Annotated in this window: 19 protein-coding genes; 9 read left to right on the top strand and 10 right to left on the bottom strand. The window is 72.4% G+C overall.

Features of this window, described 5'->3' with window-relative positions; translation table 11 throughout:
- Window positions 1-65 precede the first annotated feature (65 nt).
- Window positions 66-2,591 carry an ATP-dependent Clp protease ATP-binding subunit gene (locus AB0B01_RS02155; RefSeq protein ID WP_356846662.1) on the bottom strand — a complete coding sequence of 842 codons (2,526 nt, stop codon included), beginning with the start codon at window positions 2,589-2,591 and terminating at the stop codon, window positions 66-68.
- Window positions 2,592-3,043: 452 nt separating this feature from the next.
- Between AB0B01_RS02155 and AB0B01_RS02150 the strand changes: the two genes are divergently transcribed.
- Window positions 3,044-3,649: an SCO3374 family protein gene (locus AB0B01_RS02150; RefSeq protein ID WP_361712049.1), complete on the top strand. Its 606-nt coding sequence runs from the start codon at window positions 3,044-3,046 to the stop codon at window positions 3,647-3,649.
- On the opposite strand, the gene AB0B01_RS02145 is transcribed toward AB0B01_RS02150, so the two are convergent.
- The 7 genes from AB0B01_RS02145 to AB0B01_RS02115 form a co-directional block, all read right to left on the bottom strand.
- A complete protein-coding gene (locus AB0B01_RS02145; RefSeq protein WP_356846658.1) occupies window positions 3,628-3,966 on the bottom strand; it encodes an Lsr2 family protein in 339 nt (112 codons plus the stop codon). The genes AB0B01_RS02150 and AB0B01_RS02145 overlap by 22 nt on opposite strands.
- A 164-nt stretch (window positions 3,967-4,130) precedes the next feature.
- Window positions 4,131-4,661: an amino-acid N-acetyltransferase gene (locus AB0B01_RS02140; protein WP_361712048.1), complete on the bottom strand. Its 531-nt coding sequence runs from the start codon at window positions 4,659-4,661 to the stop codon at window positions 4,131-4,133.
- A 9-nt stretch (window positions 4,662-4,670) separates the two neighbouring features.
- Complete coding sequence (locus tag AB0B01_RS02135) at window positions 4,671-5,195, bottom strand: BlaI/MecI/CopY family transcriptional regulator (RefSeq protein WP_361712047.1); 525 nt, start codon at window positions 5,193-5,195, stop codon at window positions 4,671-4,673.
- 155 nt (window positions 5,196-5,350) lie between these two features.
- Entirely contained in the window at window positions 5,351-5,518 is a 168-nt protein-coding gene (locus AB0B01_RS02130; RefSeq protein ID WP_361712046.1) for a hypothetical protein, read from the bottom strand.
- Window positions 5,519-5,532: 14 nt separating this feature from the next.
- Window positions 5,533-6,165, bottom strand: a complete 633-nt coding sequence (locus AB0B01_RS02125; protein ID WP_361712045.1) for a hypothetical protein — start codon at window positions 6,163-6,165, stop codon at window positions 5,533-5,535.
- Between the two features lie 16 nt (window positions 6,166-6,181).
- Window positions 6,182-6,445 (bottom strand): DUF397 domain-containing protein, encoded by a 264-nt coding sequence (locus AB0B01_RS02120; RefSeq protein WP_361712044.1) that lies wholly within the window; start codon window positions 6,443-6,445, stop codon window positions 6,182-6,184.
- A 259-nt stretch (window positions 6,446-6,704) separates the two neighbouring features.
- Window positions 6,705-7,838 carry a beta-eliminating lyase-related protein gene (locus tag AB0B01_RS02115; protein ID WP_361712043.1) on the bottom strand — a complete coding sequence of 378 codons (1,134 nt, stop codon included), beginning with the start codon at window positions 7,836-7,838 and terminating at the stop codon, window positions 6,705-6,707.
- 98 nt (window positions 7,839-7,936) lie between these two features.
- Here AB0B01_RS02115 and AB0B01_RS02110 point away from each other — a divergent pair, with 98 nt between their 5' ends.
- Genes AB0B01_RS02110 through AB0B01_RS02090 form a run of 5 tightly spaced genes read left to right on the top strand, consistent with a single transcriptional unit; the run spans window position 7,937 to window position 13,488 of the window.
- Complete coding sequence (locus AB0B01_RS02110; protein WP_361712042.1) at window positions 7,937-8,878, top strand: DUF2520 domain-containing protein; 942 nt, start codon at window positions 7,937-7,939, stop codon at window positions 8,876-8,878.
- A gap of 35 nt (window positions 8,879-8,913) precedes the next feature.
- On the top strand, window positions 8,914-9,912 hold the full coding sequence (gene panC / locus AB0B01_RS02105) for a pantoate--beta-alanine ligase (RefSeq protein ID WP_361712059.1): 999 nt from the start codon (window positions 8,914-8,916) through the stop codon (window positions 9,910-9,912).
- Window positions 9,909-11,678 (top strand): L-aspartate oxidase, encoded by a 1,770-nt coding sequence (locus AB0B01_RS02100; protein WP_361712041.1) that lies wholly within the window; start codon window positions 9,909-9,911, stop codon window positions 11,676-11,678. Before panC ends, AB0B01_RS02100 begins: the two co-directional genes overlap by 4 nt.
- Complete coding sequence (gene nadC / locus AB0B01_RS02095) at window positions 11,675-12,679, top strand: carboxylating nicotinate-nucleotide diphosphorylase (protein WP_361712040.1); 1,005 nt, start codon at window positions 11,675-11,677, stop codon at window positions 12,677-12,679. Before AB0B01_RS02100 ends, nadC begins: the two co-directional genes overlap by 4 nt.
- Window positions 12,679-13,488: a type III pantothenate kinase gene (locus tag AB0B01_RS02090; RefSeq protein ID WP_356846641.1), complete on the top strand. Its 810-nt coding sequence runs from the start codon at window positions 12,679-12,681 to the stop codon at window positions 13,486-13,488. Before nadC ends, AB0B01_RS02090 begins: the two co-directional genes overlap by 1 nt.
- Here AB0B01_RS02090 and AB0B01_RS02085 read toward each other — a convergent pair.
- Complete coding sequence (locus AB0B01_RS02085) at window positions 13,458-13,712, bottom strand: hypothetical protein (protein ID WP_361712039.1); 255 nt, start codon at window positions 13,710-13,712, stop codon at window positions 13,458-13,460. The two genes, AB0B01_RS02090 and AB0B01_RS02085, sit on opposite strands and share 31 nt — an antisense overlap.
- A 107-nt stretch (window positions 13,713-13,819) precedes the next feature.
- Here AB0B01_RS02085 and AB0B01_RS02080 point away from each other — a divergent pair, with 107 nt between their 5' ends.
- Both AB0B01_RS02080 and AB0B01_RS02075 read left to right on the top strand, forming a co-directional pair.
- On the top strand, window positions 13,820-14,941 hold the full coding sequence (locus AB0B01_RS02080) for a DUF5937 family protein (RefSeq protein ID WP_361712038.1): 1,122 nt from the start codon (window positions 13,820-13,822) through the stop codon (window positions 14,939-14,941).
- Window positions 14,942-15,094: 153 nt separating this feature from the next.
- A complete protein-coding gene (locus tag AB0B01_RS02075; RefSeq protein ID WP_361712037.1) occupies window positions 15,095-16,651 on the top strand; it encodes a M28 family metallopeptidase in 1,557 nt (518 codons plus the stop codon).
- Between the two features lie 82 nt (window positions 16,652-16,733).
- Here AB0B01_RS02075 and AB0B01_RS02070 read toward each other — a convergent pair whose 3' ends face one another.
- Window positions 16,734-17,717 carry an SAM-dependent methyltransferase gene (locus AB0B01_RS02070; RefSeq protein ID WP_361712058.1) on the bottom strand — a complete coding sequence of 328 codons (984 nt, stop codon included), beginning with the start codon at window positions 17,715-17,717 and terminating at the stop codon, window positions 16,734-16,736.
- A 113-nt stretch (window positions 17,718-17,830) separates the two neighbouring features.
- Here AB0B01_RS02070 and AB0B01_RS02065 point away from each other — a divergent pair, with 113 nt between their 5' ends.
- Complete coding sequence (locus tag AB0B01_RS02065) at window positions 17,831-19,033, top strand: sensor histidine kinase (RefSeq protein ID WP_361712036.1); 1,203 nt, start codon at window positions 17,831-17,833, stop codon at window positions 19,031-19,033.
- Window positions 19,034-19,040: the final 7 nt, after the last annotated feature.

The following is a 19,040-nucleotide window of genomic DNA, read 5'->3' as shown; positions in this document are numbered from 1 at the left end:
GCCCCCCCCCCCCCCCCGGGCCCCCCCCCCCCCCGCCCCTTGGTACGCCTACCGAGCGGTGGCGCTTACGCGCCCTTGCTCAGGTCCGGGCCCGAGCCCGTGGCCTCGATCGGGGGGAGGTCCGGCAGGGCCGACTTCTCCTCACCGCGGAAGGTGAACTTGGCCTCTTCGCCGTCACCCTCTTTGCCGACGACCACGATGTGACCGGGGCGCAGCTCGCCGAAGAGGATCTTCTCCGACAGGATGTCCTCGATCTCGCGCTGGATGGTCCGGCGCAGCGGGCGGGCGCCCAGGATCGGGTCGTAGCCCCGCTTGGCGAGCAGGAGCTTAGCGTCGCCGCTCAGCTCGATGCCCATGTCGCGGTCCTTCAGGCGCTCGTCGACCTTGGCGATCATCAGGTCGACGATCTGGATGATGTCTTCCTGCGACAGCTGGTGGAAGACGACCGTGTCGTCGACGCGGTTCAGGAACTCCGGCCGGAAGTGCTGCTTGAGCTCTTCGTTGACCTTCGCCTTCATCCGGTCGTAACCGGTCTTGACGTCACCCTGGGCGGCGAAGCCCAGGTTGAAGCCCTTGGAGATGTCCCGCGTACCCAGGTTGGTCGTCATGATGATGACCGTGTTCTTGAAGTCCACGACCCGGCCCTGGGAGTCGGTCAGGCGACCGTCCTCCAGGATCTGGAGCAGGGAATTGAAGATATCCGGGTGCGCCTTCTCGACCTCGTCGAAGAGGACGACGGAGAACGGCTTCCGGCGCACCTTCTCGGTGAGCTGGCCGCCCTCTTCGTAGCCCACGTAGCCGGGGGGCGAACCGAAGAGACGGGAAACCGTGTGCTTCTCGCTGAACTCGGACATGTCGAGCGAGATCAGCGCGTCCTCGTCGCCGAAGAGGAATTCGGCGAGCGTCTTGGAGAGCTCGGTCTTACCGACACCGGACGGGCCGGCGAAGATGAACGAGCCACCCGGGCGCTTCGGGTCCTTCAGACCCGCACGGGTACGGCGGATCGCCTGGGAAAGCGCCTTGATGGCGTCCTTCTGGCCGATGACCCGCTTGTGGAGCTCGTCCTCCATGCGGAGCAGTCGCGAGGACTCCTCCTCGGTGAGCTTGAAGACGGGAATGCCGGTCGCGGTCGCGAGGACCTCGGCGATCAGCTCGCCGTCGACCTCGGCGACGACGTCCATGTCGCCGGCCTTCCATTCCTTCTCGCGCTTGGTCTTCGCCGCCAGCAGCTGCTTCTCCTTGTCACGGAGAGACGCCGCCTTCTCGAAGTCCTGGGAGTCGATGGCCGACTCCTTGTCGCGTCGCACGCCCGCGATCTTCTCGTCGAACTCGCGGAGGTCCGGCGGCGCGGTCATCCGGCGGATGCGCATCCGGGAGCCGGCCTCGTCGATCAGGTCGATCGCCTTGTCCGGCAGGAAGCGGTCCGAGATGTACCGGTCGGCCAGCGTCGCCGCCTGGACGAGGGCCTCGTCCGTGATGGAGACGCGGTGGTGGGCCTCGTAGCGGTCGCGCAGGCCCTTGAGGATCTCGATCGTGTGGGGGAGGGAAGGCTCCGCCACCTGGATCGGCTGGAAGCGGCGCTCAAGGGCCGCGTCCTTCTCAAGGTGCTTGCGGTACTCGTCCAGGGTCGTGGCACCGATGGTCTGGAGCTCACCACGGGCCAGCATGGGCTTGAGGATGCTGGCGGCGTCGATCGCGCCCTCGGCGGCGCCCGCACCCACGAGGGTGTGGAGCTCGTCGATGAACAGGATGATGTCGCCGCGGGTGCGGATCTCCTTGAGGACCTTCTTCAGGCGCTCCTCGAAGTCACCGCGGTAGCGGGAGCCCGCGACCAGGGCGCCCAGGTCCAGGGTGTAGAGGTGCTTGTCCTTGAGGGTCTCGGGCACCTCGCCCTTGACGATCGCCTGGGCCAGGCCCTCGACGACGGCGGTCTTGCCGACGCCGGGCTCGCCGATGAGGACCGGGTTGTTCTTGGTACGGCGGGACAGCACCTGCATGACCCGCTCGATCTCCTTCTCGCGCCCGATGACCGGGTCGAGCTTGGATTCGCGGGCGGCCTGCGTCAGGTTGCGGCCGAACTGGTCCAGGACGAGCGAGGTCGAGGGGGTGCCCTCGGCCGGGCCGCCGGCCGTCGCCGACTCCTTGCCTCCGCCGGAGTATCCGGAGAGCAGCTGGATGACCTGCTGCCGGACTCGGTTGAGATCGGCACCCAGCTTCACCAGGACCTGGGCGGCGACGCCCTCGCCCTCGCGGATCAGGCCGAGCAGGATGTGCTCCGTGCCGATGTAGTTGTGGCCGAGCTGGAGGGCCTCTCGGAGCGAAAGCTCCAGGACCTTCTTCGCCCGCGGGGTGAAGGGGATGTGCCCGGACGGGGCCTGCTGGCCCTGGCCGATGATCTCCTCAACCTGCTGGCGAACAGCCTCGAGCGAAATCCCGAGGCTCTCCAGGGCCTTAGCGGCGACACCCTCACCCTCGTGGATCAAGCCCAGGAGGATGTGCTCGGTGCCGATGTAGTTGTGGTTGAGCATCCGGGCTTCTTCCTGAGCCAGGACGACAACCCGCCGCGCGCGGTCGGTGAACCTCTCGAACATCGTTTATCGCTCCTCAGAGCGGTCGGGCAGTTCGGGGTCGGTCCCCGCCCTGTCCTTCCGCATGCTAGTCCCGCGGGGCGGGACAGCTCATTCCAACTGCCGACATCCGTCTGCGGCTCACCCCCGTGTGCGTGGGGAAAACCAGCTTCAACAGCCGACAACTGCTCCAACCCGATGGTGCGAGACGATGTTCCCGCAGGCCAGGCAGATACCCGTCACAGGTGTACGCCGATGGCGAACGGGACCCGCCCAAATCAGCGTGTCGTCCCCCATCCACTAGGAATGTCTTACCCGCAAGGACTGACACTCCATGCCGGGGGCACCGGTTCCCTCCGCTGAGGGCGAACAGGAATCTGTCCCGAATGTGGGACTCCGCCTCGATGGACCTTTACGTTCCGCATCGAGTCGGGTGCGGAGCGTAACCCGGGAGCCTCTCGGGAGTTGCTCCGGGCATGGCCCTCACCGTTCCGCCGCCGCGCGTCACGCCCGAGGATGCGTACCCCGATGCGGATACCGATGCGTACGCCGCCTGGTACGAGCGCGTGCTCGGCTGGAGCACCGCGGGCGGTCCGCCGGCCCAGCTGGTCACCGGGCTCCGGTTCGACGTCCTGGAGCTGCCCGCCGACGCGGGGGCGGAGCTGCTGGGCAGGCCGGTCGCGACCGGTCCGGTGGCGCTGATGGGGCGCAGGATGCGCTTCCTGGTGGCCCCCGGCAGCGCGGAGGAACTGGAGGGGCTGCTCGACTGGCTGGAGTGGGGCGGGGTCGCCCTGGACCTCGGCGCCGTCGGTACGGGAGGCCGGATCACGGCCCCGGTTCCTCCAGGCTATCCCGTGCTGGGGAGTCCCCGGGGGGCCGCCGTGTGGCTGCGACCCCCCGAGCAGGGGTGTGAAGCACTGCTGCCGTCCCTGCCCGGTCCTGGGCAGGGCGCTGCCGGGCCCGCGCACGGGCCCGATCTCGTACGCCTGGTGGCCGCGGCGGCGACGGAGTGCCACCGGGCCCGCCTGCGTCGGCGTACGCCGCTACGGGACGCCGCGGGTCAGCCCTTGGCGTTCTCGTAGGCGTCGCGGATGTCCTGCGGGACGCGCCCGCGGTCGTTGACGTTCATCCCCTGGGCCTTGGCCCACGCGCGGATCTCGGCGGTGTCCGGGTTGCCCGAGGGCGCGGCCGCCCGGCCCTTGGTGCGGCCCGCGGCGGCACGGCCACCGGTGCGGCGGCCGCTCTTGATGAACTGCTCAAGCGCGCCACGGAGCTTTTCCGCGTTGGCGGTGGTGAGGTCGATCTCGTAGGTCTTGCCGTCCAGAGCGAACGTCACGGTCTCGTCCGCCTCGCCACCGTCGAGGTCGTCGACAAGAAGGACCTGAACCTTCTGTGCCACCGGATTTCCTTTCATCGAAAAGCAGTACGCGGAAAGGAAACCGCTTTTGCCTGGAAAACACAAACCCCCCGGGAGAGGTTCGAGACCGCAGCGGGGAGGGAAACGTGCGCGATTCGGACATAGGCCACAGGTCTGCGGAGCACGGGAAAAGCCGCCGTGATCGTTCAGAGGTGCAGAAGCATCCGACTGTTGCCCAAGGTGTTCGGCTTCACTCGTTCGAGACCGAGGAACTCGGCGACGCCCTCGTCATAGGAACGCAGGAGCTCCATGTACACATCGGTCGCGACCGGGGTCTCGCCGATCTCGACGAAGCCGTGCTTGGCGAAGAAGTCCACTTCGAAGGTCAGGCAGAAAACCCGGCTGACCCCCAGAGTGCGGGCCGTGTCCAACAACTGCTGGAGCAGCTGATGGCCGACTCCACCGCCCTTCAAGGTGCGGTCGACGGCGAGAGTACGGACTTCGGCGAGGTCTTCCCACATGACGTGGAGAGCGCCGCAGCCGACCACCTCGCCGTCGGAGTCGCGTTCCGCGACCCAGAACTCCTGGATGTCCTCGTAAAGGACGACGGGGGCTTTGTCGAGGAGGATCCGCTGCTGCACGTACTGGTCGAGCAGGCGGCGCAGCGCGGGAACATCACCGGTGCGGGCACGGCGGATCGTCACTGTTTTTGCTTGTGCAGCGGAAAACTCAGCCATGCCCGGACGCTATCGCCCCGGCCCGGCCGGGCGCTCGGCGGAGTCCTCTTCGGCGGGAGGCGCCTCGGGGGCTGCTCCGGCGACGGCTTCGGGGGCTGCTGCGCGGCCTGCTGCGGGGCCTGCTGCGGGCGCCGCTTCCGGGTGGCCCGGGTGGCTGTCCGGCGCGGACTCGTCGTCGTAGCCGACGATCCGGAAGGCGTCGCGAAGGGCTTCGCGCTGCTCCGCGGACATCATGCCGAAGAAGGCCACGAGGGCGGCGGCGGGGTTGTCGCTCGTCGACCAGGCTTCGTTCATCAGTGCGGCCGAGTAGGCGGCGCGGGTGGAGACCGCGGTATATCGATAGGCGCGGCCTTCGGCTTCCCGGCGGACCCAGCCCTTCTGATGGAGATTGTCCATAACGGTCATGACCGTCGTGTAGGCGATGGACCGTTCCTGCTGAAGGTCTTCCAGGACTTCCCGGACGGTGACCGGGCGGTTCCACTGCCACACCCGCGTCATGACCGCGTCTTCGAGTTCTCCCAGGGGGCGAGGCACAACAGCACGATAGTGCGGGTTGTGCGGAATTGCCCGACTATTGCGGGGGCAACGCGCAAGAAAATCGGGCGCACGCTCCGGGGAGCGTGCGCCCGATGTCCTGCGGTACCGCAGCGCGCGGACCGCGTCCGCGCCGCTGTTGCTTTTGCCTGCTGCTACTTCTGCGGCCGGCGGGCGGCCTCGGCGCGGGCGAGCACGGCGTCGACCGCCGCGTCCTCCTTGGCCTTGTTGGCGCCGCCCTGGCTCTTCACGATCGTCACGACGAGGGCGATGAAGAACGCGGCCATCACGATGGGGGGCACGAGCGCGGAAACGTAGTCCATGGCCCCCAGCGTAGCTACCCGGCGGCCAGGTCCGCCCCGGGGGGCGGGGCCGGCTTGCGGCGTGGCGGGAAGACCTCGCCGGGGGTCGGGACGGGCCGCTCCGGCCGCGCGGGCTCCTTGGGGGCCGGAGTGGGCACGGGCCCGGGCGCGGGGGCGGGCGCGGGCGCGGGCGCGGGCCGCGGGGGCTCGTCCTTGTCCTTGCCGCCGGCCAGGGCCAGCAGCCGGGTGCGCGGGGCGGGGGTGGTGGTCAGCCGGCGCCGTACGGAGCGCTCGGCGACGGCCTGGCAGCGGTCGAGCACCGCCGAGGCGACCGGGTTGCCGCGCAGGGCGCGCAGGGCGGCGAGGTCGTCGGGGGTGGGCTCGTAACCCGCGGCCAGGGCGTCCTGGAGCAGCTCCAGATATCCGGGGAGGCTGCCGGGCAGGGCGCCCCGGTAGCGCGCGAGGTCGGCGAGGAGGAACTCTCTGAGTCGGCCCGCCTCCTGGACCGCGTCGTCCACCGACTGCGCGAGGCGCAGGCAGTCCTGGACCTCGGAGGTCGTCAGGGGGGCCGTGGAGGACTGGAGGGCGTGGGCGAGCGTTCGCCTGAGCAGGTGCAGCTCGGCGGCGCTGAACGCCATGCCGCCGCGGGATCCGTAAGGCGTGGGCATGGGCCGAAGATACGCGCTAATCGGACAAAATCCCCTGAGGGGCGCGATTCCGGCGCGGCGGGTGCGGGGCGGCCGCGGTGTCCGCACCGGCCGGGCCGTCCGACGTCTTGACGGCGTCCAGGAAGGCGGTCCAGGCGGCCTGGGTGGTGGCCAGAACCAGGTGGGCCGGGTCGGCCCGGTCGGCCACCCGGACGAGGTGTCCTGGGGCGGCGGCCACGTACACGCAGGCTTCGCCCTCGCCGCAGTACGAGGACTTCCGCCAGGCGGGTTGAGCGGTCATGGAGCGTCTCCTCCGGTCGACGGCGCAGGTGGTTCCCGTGGCAGGACGGTAACGCCGAGTGGGCTCCGCACCGGCGATTTCCGCGAAATCCGCCCCGCCGCGCCTCCGCCGCGCCTCCGCCGCGCCTCCGCCGCGCGCCCCGGGCACCCCTGCCGGCCCGGCCGCAACCGGCGCCGGCCCCCGCGCTTCCCGGCCATGCTTCCCGCCCCGCTTCCGTCCCGCTTCCGCCGCGCTTCCCGGCCGCCCACGGGTGCGGGGGTCAGAGGGGGAGGCGGGCCGTGAAGGCCTCGGCGGCCCGGTGGACGTCCTCGGGGGTCCAGGTGAGGCCCGGGGCGGTGACCTCCAGCTCCGTCATGGCGATGCCGGGCGCGCCGCCCTCCGCCGACCACGTGCGGAACAGCACGGTGCCCGTCTCCTCCGCGAGCCTGGCCCCCGCCTCCGTCAGCCGGTCGGCCCCGTACGGCAGCCACACCTGGAACTGGTGGGTGTGCGGGGGCTGCGGGTGGATCCGGAACCACGGGAGCCCGGCCGCGGCGAAGGCCGACTCCAGCTCCCGCGCGACCATCCGCGCCTGGGCCACGTACGAGGGCAGCAGCGGCAGTTCCCGGTCCAGCCCGGCCAGCGCCGACAGCGCCTGCGGGAACTGGCGGAAGACCTGGCCCCCGTACCGGTGCCGCCAGACCTTGGCCTCGGCGATCAGGGAGGAGGGGCCGGCCAGGACCGCCCCGCTCAGCGCGCCCAGCGACTTGTAGAGGGACACGTACACCGTGTCCGCGAGCCCCGCGATCTCCGGCAGGCTCCGGCCGAAGTGCACCGTGGACTCCCACAGCCGGGCCCCGTCGAAGTGCACCACCGCATCCCGCTCGCGGGCCGCCTCCACGAGCGCCTCCAGCTCCTCCCACGAGGGGAGCAGGAAGCCCGCGTCCCGCAGCGGAAGCTCCAGCATCAGCGTGCCGAAGGGCTCCGGCAGGTCCGTGACCTCCGCGGCCGTCGGCTGGCGCGCCTCCCCCGTCGGATGCACCGTCCGCAGGCCGGAGACCAACCCCAGCGCACCGCCCTCCCACCGTTCCGGGTGGCTCATCGGGTGCAGGGCCACCACCGGGTTCCCGGTCCGTCCCGCCCAGCAGCGCAGCGCCACCTGCTGGGCCATCGTCCCCGTCGGGAAGAACGCCGCCTCCTGCATCCCGAGCAGCTCCGCCACCCGCCGCTCCAGGCGGCCCACCACCCCGTCCCCGTACAAGTCGCCCGGCTCGTCCGGATCGGGAACGCCCAGCCCGACCAGCTCGGCCACCAGCTCCCCCACCGTCGGCTCGCGCAGACTGCGGGAGAGCATCCGCTCCGCCCCGCGCCCCGCCGCGACCAGCCGCTTCCTCGATTCCTCGTCGCCGCTCATGCCCCTGATCATCGCCGACCGGCCTGTACGCCCAGGGGCTAGCATGGCGGCGTATCGTCCGGTACCCCCCGCGGACTGGAACGGAAGGCCCTCCCCGCGTGAACGCACCCCATCAGACGGAGCCACGGGATCCGTCCGACCGCCCTGCCCGGCTCACCGTCGGCGTCGTCGGCGCCGGCCGGGTCGGTCCCGCGCTGGCCCGCGCCCTCCAGCACGCCGGGCACCGGCCCGTCGCCGTCTCCGGCGTCTCCGACGCCTCGCGCCGCCGGGCCGAGCGGATGCTGCCGGACGTGCCGCTGGTACCGCCCGCCCAGGTGCTGGAGCGGGCCGAACTGGTGCTGCTCACCGTGCCCGACGACGCGCTGCCCTCCCTCGTCGAGGGCCTCGCCGGGACCGGGGCGGTCCGGCCCGGCCAGCTCCTCGTCCACACCTCCGGGCGCTACGGGACCGCGGTGCTGGACCCGGCCCGGCGTGCGGGCGCGCTCCCGCTGGCCCTGCACCCCGCGATGACCTTCACCGGCACCGAGGTCGACGTCCAGCGCCTGGCGGGCTGCTCGTTCGGCGTCACGGCCCCCGAGGAGCTGCGGCTGGCCGCCGAAGCCCTCGTGATCGAGATGGGCGGGGAGCCCGAGTGGATCGCCGAGGAGGCCCGCCCGCTCTACCACGCGGCGCTCGCCCTCGGCGCGAACCACCTGGTCACGCTGGTCGCCCAGGCCATGGAGCTGCTGCGCAAAGCCGGGGTCGAGCACCCCGACCGGATGCTCGGCCCGCTCCTCGGCGCGGCCCTGGACAACGCCCTGCGCTCGGGCGATGCGGCGCTGACCGGGCCGGTGGCCCGCGGGGACGCCGGTACGGTCGCCGCGCACGTCTCGCAGCTGCGCGAGCACGCCCCCGGCGCGGTGGCCGGGTACCTCGCGATGGCCCGCACCACCGCCGACCGGGCCCTGGCGCACGGTCTGCTCAAGCCCGAACTCGCCGAGGACCTGCTCGGGGTCCTGGCCGACAGCGCGAACGGCGCGGATGGGAGCACGGACCGGTGAGCCGAGACCTGACCCGGGATCCGACCCGCGATCTCCTGCTGATCGACACCGCGCAGGAGCTGGCGGGCCTCCCGCGCTCCGGCGCCGGCCCCCGGGCCGTCGTCATGACCATGGGCGCCCTGCACGAGGGGCACGCCACCCTGATCCGTACGGCCCGCGAGCAGGCCGGACCGGACGGCCAGGTCGTGGTCACCGTCTTCGTCAACCCCCTCCAGTTCGGGGCGAACGAGGACCTCGACCGCTACCCCCGCACCCTCGACGCCGACCTTCGACTGGCCCGTGACGCGAGCGCGGACGCCGTGTTCGCCCCCGCCGTCGACGAGGTCTACCCGGGCGGCGCCCCCCAGGTGCGGATCAGCGCGGGCCCGATGGGCGAGCGGCTCGAAGGGGCCACCCGTCCGGGCCACTTCGACGGCATGCTGACCGTCGTCGCCAAGCTGCTCCACCTCACCCGCCCCGACCTGGCCCTGTTCGGCCAGAAGGACGCGCAGCAGCTGGCCCTGATCCGGCGGATGGTGACCGACCTGAACTTCCCCGTGGAGGTGGTCGGCGTACCGACCGTCCGCGAGGAGGACGGGCTCGCGCTGTCGTCCCGCAACCGCTACCTGTCCGCGCAGGAGCGCCGTACGGCCCTGGCCCTGTCGCGCGCCCTGTTCGCCGGGCAGGACCGCCTCGCCGCGCAGGCCGCGCTGCTCGCCCGCGCCGAGGCCGCACCGGCCAGCGACGAGCGGGCCACCGCGCTCGCCCGGCTCGGCGAGATCCGTGCGTCCGCGGACGCGCACGCCGTGTCGGCGGCCTGCGCCGCCGGCACCGACCTGCCGGAAGGCGTACGGGCGGCGGCACGCCACGTCCTGGAGGAGGCGGGCCGGCACGAGCCGCCGCTGGTCCTGGACTACCTCGCGCTGGTGGACCCGCAGGACTTCACCGAGGTCGGCCCCGACTTCACCGGGCAGGCCGTGCTGGCCGTCGCCGCGAAGGTCGGCACGACCCGGCTGATCGACAACATCCCATTGGAGTTCGGAGCACACACGTGAGCACCCCTGGCACCAGCGCCGCAGGCAGCGGCCCTGCCGGTTCCGGCACCGGCATACGGCTGCACGCCCCCGCCCCCGGCTGGGCGCTCGAAGCCGACGTCGTGGTCGTCGGCTCCGGCGTCGCCGGCCTGACCGCCGCGCTGCGCTGCGCCGCCGCGGGCCGCCGAACCGTCGTGGTCACCAAGGCCCGGCTGGACGACGGCTCGACCCGCTGGGCCCAGGGCGGCATCGCCGCCGCGCTCGGCGAGGGCGACACCCCCGAACAGCACCTGGACGACACCCTGGTCGCGGGCGCGGGCCTGTGCGACGAGGCCGCCGTACGGCTCCTGGTGACCGAGGGCCCGGATGCGGTACGCCGCCTCATCGCCACCGGAGCCGTCTTCGACACCTCCGCCGAGACCGGCGAGATCGAGCTGACCCGCGAGGGCGGCCACCACCGGCGCCGGATCGCGCACGCGGGCGGCGACGCGACGGGCGCGGAAATCTCCCGGGCGCTGGTCGAGGCCGTGCACGCGGCCGGCATCGAGACCGTCGAGAACGCGCTGGCCCTGGACCTGCTCCAGGACGCCGAGGGCCGCACGGCCGGTGTCACCCTGCACGTCATGGGCGAGGGCCAGCACGACGGCGTCGGCGCCGTCCACGCGCCCGCCGTGATCCTGGCGACCGGCGGCATGGGGCAGGTCTTCTCCGCCACCACCAACCCTTCGGTGTCCACCGGCGACGGCGTGGCGCTCGCGCTGCGCGCCGGGGCGGAGGTCTCCGACCTCGAATTCGTCCAGTTCCACCCGACGGTGCTCTTCCTCGGCCCGGACGCCGAGGGCCAGCAGCCCCTGGTGTCGGAGGCGGTCCGCGGCGAGGGCGCGTACCTCGTCGACGCGGACGGCGTCCGCTTCATGGTCGGACAGCACGAGCTGGCCGAGCTGGCCCCGCGCGACATCGTCGCCAAGGGCATCATGCGGCGCATGCAGGAGCAGGGCGCCCGGCACATGTACCTGGACGCACGGCACTTCGGCGCCGAGATGTGGGAGCAGCGCTTCCCGACCATCCTGGCGGCCTGCCGCACCCACGGCATCGACCCGGTGACCGAGCCCATCCCGGTGGCGCCCGCCGCGCACTACGCGTCCGGCGGGGTCCGCACCGACCTGCACGGCCGGACGACCGTCCCCGGCCTGTACGCGTGCGGCGAGGTGGCCTGCACCGGCGTCCACGGCGCGAACCGGCTCGCCTCCAACTCCCTGCTGGAGGGCCTGGTCTTCGCCGAGCGCATCGCCGAGGACATCGTCGCGCACGCCCCGTCCGGCACCGGCCCGGTCGTCCCGGAGCCCGCGACGGGCCCGCTCCAGCCGGCCGAGGCCCGCTACGAGGTCCAGCGCATCATGACGGACGGCGCGGGCGTGCTGCGTTCCGCGCGGTCGCTGGCCGGCGCCGCGACCGCCCTGGAGGACCTCTACCTCGCCGCCCTGAACGGCCTGGAGACCCACGGGAAGACCGCCGAACCGGGCGTCGACACCTGGGAGGCCACCAATTTGCTGTGCGTGGCCCGGGTGCTGGTCGCCGCCGCCCAGCGGCGGGCGGAGACCCGCGGCTGCCACTGGCGCGAGGACCACCCTGACCGGGACGATGCCGCCTGGCGCCGCCACCTCGTCGTGCGGCTGTCGCGCACCGAGAAGCGGGCCCTGGTCGTCACCACCACCGACTCCGCGGGCTTTCCGCCCGTACAGCACCAGTACCCCGAGCACCCCCTGAGCCAGGAGCAGTCATCGTGAGCACCCCCGAACAGCACGACCACGAGCACGGGCACGCGGAGCTTCCGCTGCTCGACGAGTCCGCGGCGGGCGGCGGCTGCGGCGACGGCTGCGCCTGCGGTGACGGCGAGGAGAGCGGCCTGGACCCGGCGCTGGCGCAGCTGCTGGCGGACGCCGGCCTGGACCCGATCGAGGTCGAGGACATCGCTCACATGGCGATCTCCGAGGACCTGGACGGCGGGGTCGACGTGACCACCGTCGCCACCGTCCCCGAGGACGCGGTGGCGTACGCGGACTTCACGGCGCGCGAGGCGGGCACGGTCGCCGGTCTGCGGGTCGCCGAGGCGGTGCTCTCGGTGGTGTGCGAGGACGAGTTCGAGGTCGAGCGGCACGTCGAGGACGGCGACCGGGTCCAGCCCGGCCAGGTGCTGCTGACGGTGAAGGCCCGGACCCGGGACCTGCTGACGGGCGAGCGCAGCGCGCTGAACCTGCTGTGCCTGATGTCGGGCATCGCGACGGCGACCCGCACCTGGGCCGACGAGCTGGAGGGCACCAAGGCGAAGGTCCGCGACACCCGCAAGACCACGCCGGGCCTGCGTTCGCTGGAGAAGTACGCGGTGCGCTGCGGCGGCGGCGTCAACCACCGGATGTCGCTGTCGGACGCGGCGCTGGTGAAGGACAACCACGTCATCGCGGCGGGCGGTGTCCGCGAGGCCTTCCAGGCGGTGCGCGAGCAGTTCCCCGACCTGCCGATCGAGGTCGAGGTCGACACCCTCCAGCAGGTCCGGGAGGCCCTGGACGCGGGCGCGGACCTGATCCTGCTCGACAACTTCACGCCTCTGGAGACCGAGGAGGCGGTGGCGCTGGTGCACGGCCGGGCGGTGCTGGAGTCCTCGGGCCGCCTGACGATGGCCAACGCCCGCGCGTACGCCGAGACGGGTGTCGACTACCTCGCGGTGGGCGGGCTCACCCACTCCTCCCCGATCCTGGACATCGGCCTGGACCTGCGCGAGGAGCGGTAATGCTGCTGACCATCGACGTCGGCAACACCCACACCGTGCTCGGCCTGTTCGACGGTGACGACATCATCGAGCACTGGCGCATCTCCACGGACCCGCGCCGCACCGCCGACGAGATGGCCGTGCTGATGCAGGGCCTGATGGGCATGCACCCCATGCTCGGCAGCGAGCTCGGCGACGGCATCCACGGCATCGCGATCTGCTCGACGGTGCCGTCGGTGCTGCACGAGCTGCGCGAGGTCACCCGCCGCTACTACGGGGACGTCCCCGCGGTCCTGGTCGAGCCGGGCATCAAGACGGGCGTCCCCATCCTCATGGACAACCCGAAGGAGGTCGGCGCGGACCGCATCATCAACGCGGTCGCGGCCGTGGAGCTGTACGGGGGCCCCGCGATCGTCGTGGACTTCGGCACGGCGACGACCTTCGACGCGGTGTCGGCGAAGGGCGAGTACGTGGGCGGGGTGATCTCCCCGGGCATCGAGATCTCGATGGAGGCGCTCGGCGTACGGGGAGCGCAGCTGCGCAAGATCGAGCTGGCGCGGCCGCGCAACGTGATCGGCAAGTCGACGGTCGAGGCGATGCAGTCGGGCGTGGTCTACGGCTTCGCGGGCCAGGTCGACGGGGTCGTCACCCGCATGGCGAAGGAGCTGGCGGGTCCGCACGGCGACCCGGACGACGTCCGCGTCATCGCGACGGGCGGCCTGGCCCCGATGGTCCTGGGCGAGTCCTCGGTGATCGACGACCACGAGCCGTGGCTCACCCTGATCGGTCTGCGCCTGGTCTACGAGCGCAACGCGCCGAACTTCGACTGAGGCCGGTGCCGCCTCCCGTGCTCCCCGGCCCGGGTCAGGAGGCGGTGCAGGGCGGCGTGCCAGGGGTGCCGGGCCGGGCGGCCGTCCAGGACGGCCCGGAACTGCTCGTAGGTACGGGCGGCCCGGACGACGGCGACGTCGTCCCGCCCCGGCGGCGGGGGCATCGGGGCGCCGTGCTGGGAGGCCCGGTACGTGTCGATGAGGTACTGCTCGATCGCGGTCATGCCTCCACCCTCAACCCGCCGCGGGCGCCCCGCACGACGATTGACCGTCCCCGTCAATCGGGCGGTGTCCGTGCTGGTCGCAGCGGTGTGCCGGGGAGAATGGGGCGATGAGCGTCACCATCGACATCGCCGGGCTGCCCACCGAGCGGATCACCTTCGCGCCCTCCCCGCTCGCGGAGCTCTGCATGGCCCTGCACGCGCTCTCGCAGCCCGCCCACCATCCGGGGCTCGCCTCCTGGACCACCGCCACCGCCGCCGCGCTCGACCGCAGCCTCGCGGAGCGGCTGCTCGAAGCCGAGTTCATGTGGCGCAGTTCGTTCTCGGACATCTTCATGGCCTTCGCCGGGGTCCCCGGCGGGACCGGGCGCCCCGCCGCGACGCTGGCCGAGGAGCTCGACGTACTCGACCGGATGGATGACGAGCGGTTCGTGATGGCCGCCCTGGAACACTGCTGGCTGGCGCTCTACAACGAGGGCGGCGGCCCGTCCCCGCTGCGCGATCCGGCCGCCCGGGCGAAGGCCCTGGAGGTGGCCGCCGCGCGCGGCCCGCGCCAGTTGGAGTTCTCGGTCCGGCTGCTGGACGACACCGCCGGGGTGCGGGTGTGGCTGCGCCGGCTGCTGGAGGACTGCGACGAGGCCTTCTTCGCCGAGACCTGGCAGCGCATCGAGGCGCAGCAGGCTGCCGACGCCCGGCACAAGACGCAGGTGCTGCGGCGCAAGGGGCTGGCCGCCGTGCTCCAGGAGGTGTCCCCGGCGCTGAGCGTCGACGAGGGCCGCACGGTCATCACCGCCGACAAGATGGTCAACGGCTCGGCCACCGCCACCGATCCGGCGGCCGGCCCCGGGCTGGTCTTCGTACCGACCCACTTCGGCTGGCCGCACCTGCTCGTCCTGCACGCTCCCGGCTGGATGCCGGTGGTCCACTACCCGCTCGGCTCGCCCGAGCTGCCCGCGCCCGGCTCCGTGGAACTGCTCCAGCGGCGGATGGAGGCGCTGGCCCACCCCATGCGGATGCAGCTGTGCCGGAGCCTGGCCCGGGCCCCGTACACGACGAGCGAGCTGGCCACCGTGTACGGGATCACCGCGCCGGAGGTGTCCCGGCACCTGTCGGCGCTGAAGAAGGCCGGGCTGCTCCGTACGCGGCGTCAAGGACGCTACGCGCAGCACCAGTTGGATCTGGCGGCGGTCGCCCGGATCGGATCCGACTTCATCGAGGGCATCCTCCGTTAGGCCCCCGACCGGTTGCAGACTGCGCGGATTCACCGATATACGGATTTCACGAACCGGAATCAGTGAAAGCTATGGCCAGATCGGCTTCTCCGTCTATACCGTGCGTCCACCGCTCACCTCATGCCTGCTCGCATCTGTCGTGGAAGGAACTTCATGCCCTCACGCCGTATAGCCGCAGCCACCGCCGCCCTGGCAGCCGCGGCCCTCGTCTCCCCCCTGCTGCTCGCCGGTCCCGCCGGAGCCGCGGGCAGCCCGCAGAGCGACGCCGCGCGGGGTGACGCACTGGCCAGGAAACTGGTCAAGGACGCTACCGGCAAGGGGGCCTTCAACCATCTGAAGGTTCTTCAGTCCATCGCCGACTACAACAACGGCACCAGGGTGGCCGGCTCCAAGGGCCACGTGCAGTCCGCCCAGTACGTCGAGGCCGTCATGCGGGCCGCCGGCTACAAGGTGACGAAGAACGAGTTCGAGTTCGTGTACGTCGAGACGATCGCCGAGACCCTCAAGGTCAACGGGGCGGGCGGGCGCGACGTCCCGGTCAAGCTGATGACCTACACCGCGAGCGGCCCGGAGAACGGCGTGACGGCGCAACTCGCCGTGACCCCCGTCGACGCGGACGGCACGAACGGCTGCGAGCCCGGCGACTTCGCCGCGGGCGCCTTCACCGGCAGGATCGCCCTGGTCAAACGCGGCGGGTGCACCTTCGCGGTCAAGCAGGCCAATGCCGCCGCGGCGGGCGCGGTCGGCGCGATCATCTACAACAACACCGAGGGCGCCCTCAACGGCACCCTGGGCGACCCCAATGCGGGCAAGGTCCCGACCGGCGGCGTCACCAAGGCCGAGGGCGAGCGGCTCGCCGCCGAGGCCGCGGCCGGCCCGGTCGAGGTCACCCTGGACATCCGCGAGCTGCGCGAGAACCGCAAGACGTACAACGTCGTCGCGGAGACGCGGGGCGGCGACGAGAACAACACCGTCTTCCTCGGCGCCCACCTCGACTCGGTCTCGGCCGGCCCCGGCATCAACGACAACGGCTCCGGCTCGGCCGGCATCCTCCAGGTCGCCCAGCGCCTCGCGAGCAGCCAGAACAAGATCAAGAACAAGGTCAAGTTCGCCTGGTGGTCGGCGGAGGAGTTCGGCCTGCTCGGTTCGGAGGCGTACGTGGGCGGGCTGACGCCGGAGCAGAAGAAGCAGATCAGGCTGTACCTGAACTTCGACATGATCGCCTCGCCGAACGCCGCGTACTTCGTCTACGACGGCGACGACTCGGACCACGTCGGCTCGGGCCCCGGCCCCGAGGGCTCGGCGCAGCTGGAGAAGGGCATCACCGACTTCCTCGACGCGCAGAAGATCCCGCACGAGGGCTCCGACTTCACCGGCCGCTCCGACTACGGCCCGTTCATCGAGGCGGGCATCCCGTCCGGCGGCACGGACACGGGCGCCGAGGGCATCAAGACGGCGGCGCAGGCCGCGAAGTTCGGCGGCCAGGCCGGAATCGCGTACGACGTGAACTACCACGGCAAGGGCGACACGGTCGCGAACATCGACCAGAAGGCGCTCGACATCAACGTGGACGTCATCGCGAACGCGGTCGGCCACTACGCCTTCGACCTGGCCCCGCTGTCGCAGCCGGTCGTCGCGAAGCCGACGGACGGCGGCGCGGGGGCCGGCGGGGGCCTGCGCGAGGGCCACGGGCACGACGTCACGGAATAGCCCCGCGGAACGAGGGATCCGCTGCGCGGGGCCTCGCTCCGCGCAGCGGGCCCGGGTCGGTCCGGTCCCGCTGCGGCCCGGCTCAGCCCGGCCAGGGCGCGACGCCGACCGGCTGGACCAGCCACAGGAAGTCCCCCAGCCCGCCGCGCGCGGTGAGTTCCGCCGCCTCCCCCGCGGAGGCGAGCGCGCGGACGTACCCCGCCGGGTCGGACGAGGCCAGGGCCAGCGGGGGCCTGGCCCCCGAAACGCCGAGGAGGCCCAGCGCCTCCCGCTGGCTCAGCAGCGCCGACCCCGGCCCCCCGCACGCGTCCAGCGCCACGTGCGCGGTGACGTCGCAGCTCCCGTCCGGCACCGGCCGCACCTCCCGGCCCCCGCGGAACCCGGTCAGCGTGCCGTAGGGAGGCCGGGCCCCGCGGGTGTGGGCGTAGTCCACGGCCACGGCCAGCCCCGCCTCCAGGGTCGCGACGGCCGCCGCCCAGGCCTCGTCGCGCGGTCTGCCGATCTCCGCGCGCCCCGCGGGCCAGGCGTTCGGCCACCACCGCTCCAGCCAGGCCCGGTCCGGGCCGTCCACCACCGGGCCCGGGGTCTCCGTACCGTCCTGGGCGACGAGCACGTAGCGCCCGTCCTGCGCGACGTCCACGGGTACGTTGTCCAGCCACTCGTTCGCGAACAGCAGGCCCCTCGTCCCCTCGGGCGGCGTCGGCACCCACCGGATCCGCGGGTCCAGGCCCTCCGGCCGCCCGGCGCGCTCCACCGCGTACGGGCGCACCCGCTGCGCGACCTGCGCGGGCAGCGCGGCCAGCACCCCGGCCAGCAGCTCCCCCCGCCCGGCGCCGACATCGACCAGGTCCAGGTCCCCGGGGTGGCCGAGCTCGGCGTCCACCCACCGCAGCAGTCGGGCCACGGCCCCCGCGTACAGACCGGAAGCGTGCACGGAGGTGCGGAAGTGCCCGGCGGGGCCCGGCCCGCCGGGGCGTACGTAGAAGCCGTCCGGACCGTAGAGCGCCCGCTCCGTCGCCGTGCGCCAGCGGACGGGCTCCGCCCCTTCACCCCGAGTGCTCTGCATGCTCATCCCCCAGAGGCTAAGGGCGCCCTCCACCTTGCGGAGTACACCCCCGTCCCGAGGTTCGCACCTGTGGTTGACTCCGGCACCCATCTGCGTTGCCTACGCTGGGTTACGTGCAGCGCCTCTACGACTTCCTCCGCAGACACCCGACGGGCGTCGACAGCTTCTGGGCTGTCCTCCTCGTCGGGATCGCGATGCTGGAGGTCGCCGAGCCCGGCCCCGCGGGCGCCGCGACCCGCATGGTCGCCGTGCCCTCCGTGCTGGCGATGGGCGCCGTCGTCGCCCTGCGCCGCAAGTGGACCGTGCCCATGTTCTTGCTGGCCGTCGGCACCGGTGTCTACCAGCTGTCGACCGGCAGCGACGTGCACGCCGGCGACTTCGGGATGCTGGTGGCCCTCTACACGGTCGCCGCCTCGGCCGAGGTCTCGCGCCGGCTCTCCCGTACGGCCTTCGCCATCGGGCTGACCGCCTCCCCGCTCTACGCCCTGCGCTTCCACGTGGACAAGGGCGGCACCACCGACAACGTCTTCTTCACCCTGTTCGCCATCGTCCCCTTCGCCCTCGCCTGGGTGCTGGGCGATTCCCTGCGCACCCGGCGCGCGTACTACGCGCAGCTCGTCGAGCGGAACCAGCGCCTGGAGAAGGAGCGCGAGGCCCAGGCCAAGGTCGCCGTGGCAGCCGAGCGGGCCCGGATCGCCCGCGAGCTGCACGACGTCGTCGCGCACAACGTCTCGGTGATGGTGGTGCAGGCGGACGGCGCGGCCTACGTGATGGACGTGGCGCCGGACCAGGCCAAGGAGGCCCTGCAGACCATCTCCGGCACCGGCCGCCAGGCGCTGGCCGAGATGCGCCGCCTCCTGGGCGTGCTGCGGACCGGCGAGCCGCAGGAGTCCGAGGACTACGTGCCGCAGCCGGACGTCGAGCAGATCGAGGTCCTCGTCGAGCAGGTACGGGCGGCGGGCCTCCCGGTGGACTTCGAGGTCGAGGGCGCCCCGCGCCGGCTGCCCAGCGGCGTCGAGCTCACCGCGTACCGGATCGTCCAGGAGGCGCTGACGAACACCCGCAAGCACGGCGGCCCCGAAGCGAAGGCCAGCGTCCGGCTGGTCTACTTCGACGACGGGCTCGGCCTGCTGGTCGAGGACGACGGCCGGGGCGCGGCCCACGAGCTGTACGAGGACGGCGGCGCCGACGGCGCCGGGCACGGGCTGATCGGCATGCGGGAACGGATCGGTATGGTCGGCGGAACCCTGGACGCGGGCCCCCGCCCGGGCGGAGGCTTCCGGATCAGCGCCCTGCTCCCGCTCAAGAAGAAATGACGAGGTC

The organism is Streptomyces sp. NPDC044571 (assembly GCF_040647115.1).
Classification (GTDB): domain Bacteria; phylum Actinomycetota; class Actinomycetes; order Streptomycetales; family Streptomycetaceae; genus Streptomyces.
Note: the sequence above shows the minus strand (reverse complement) of the source record. Positions and strands in the feature narration are given on the sequence as shown.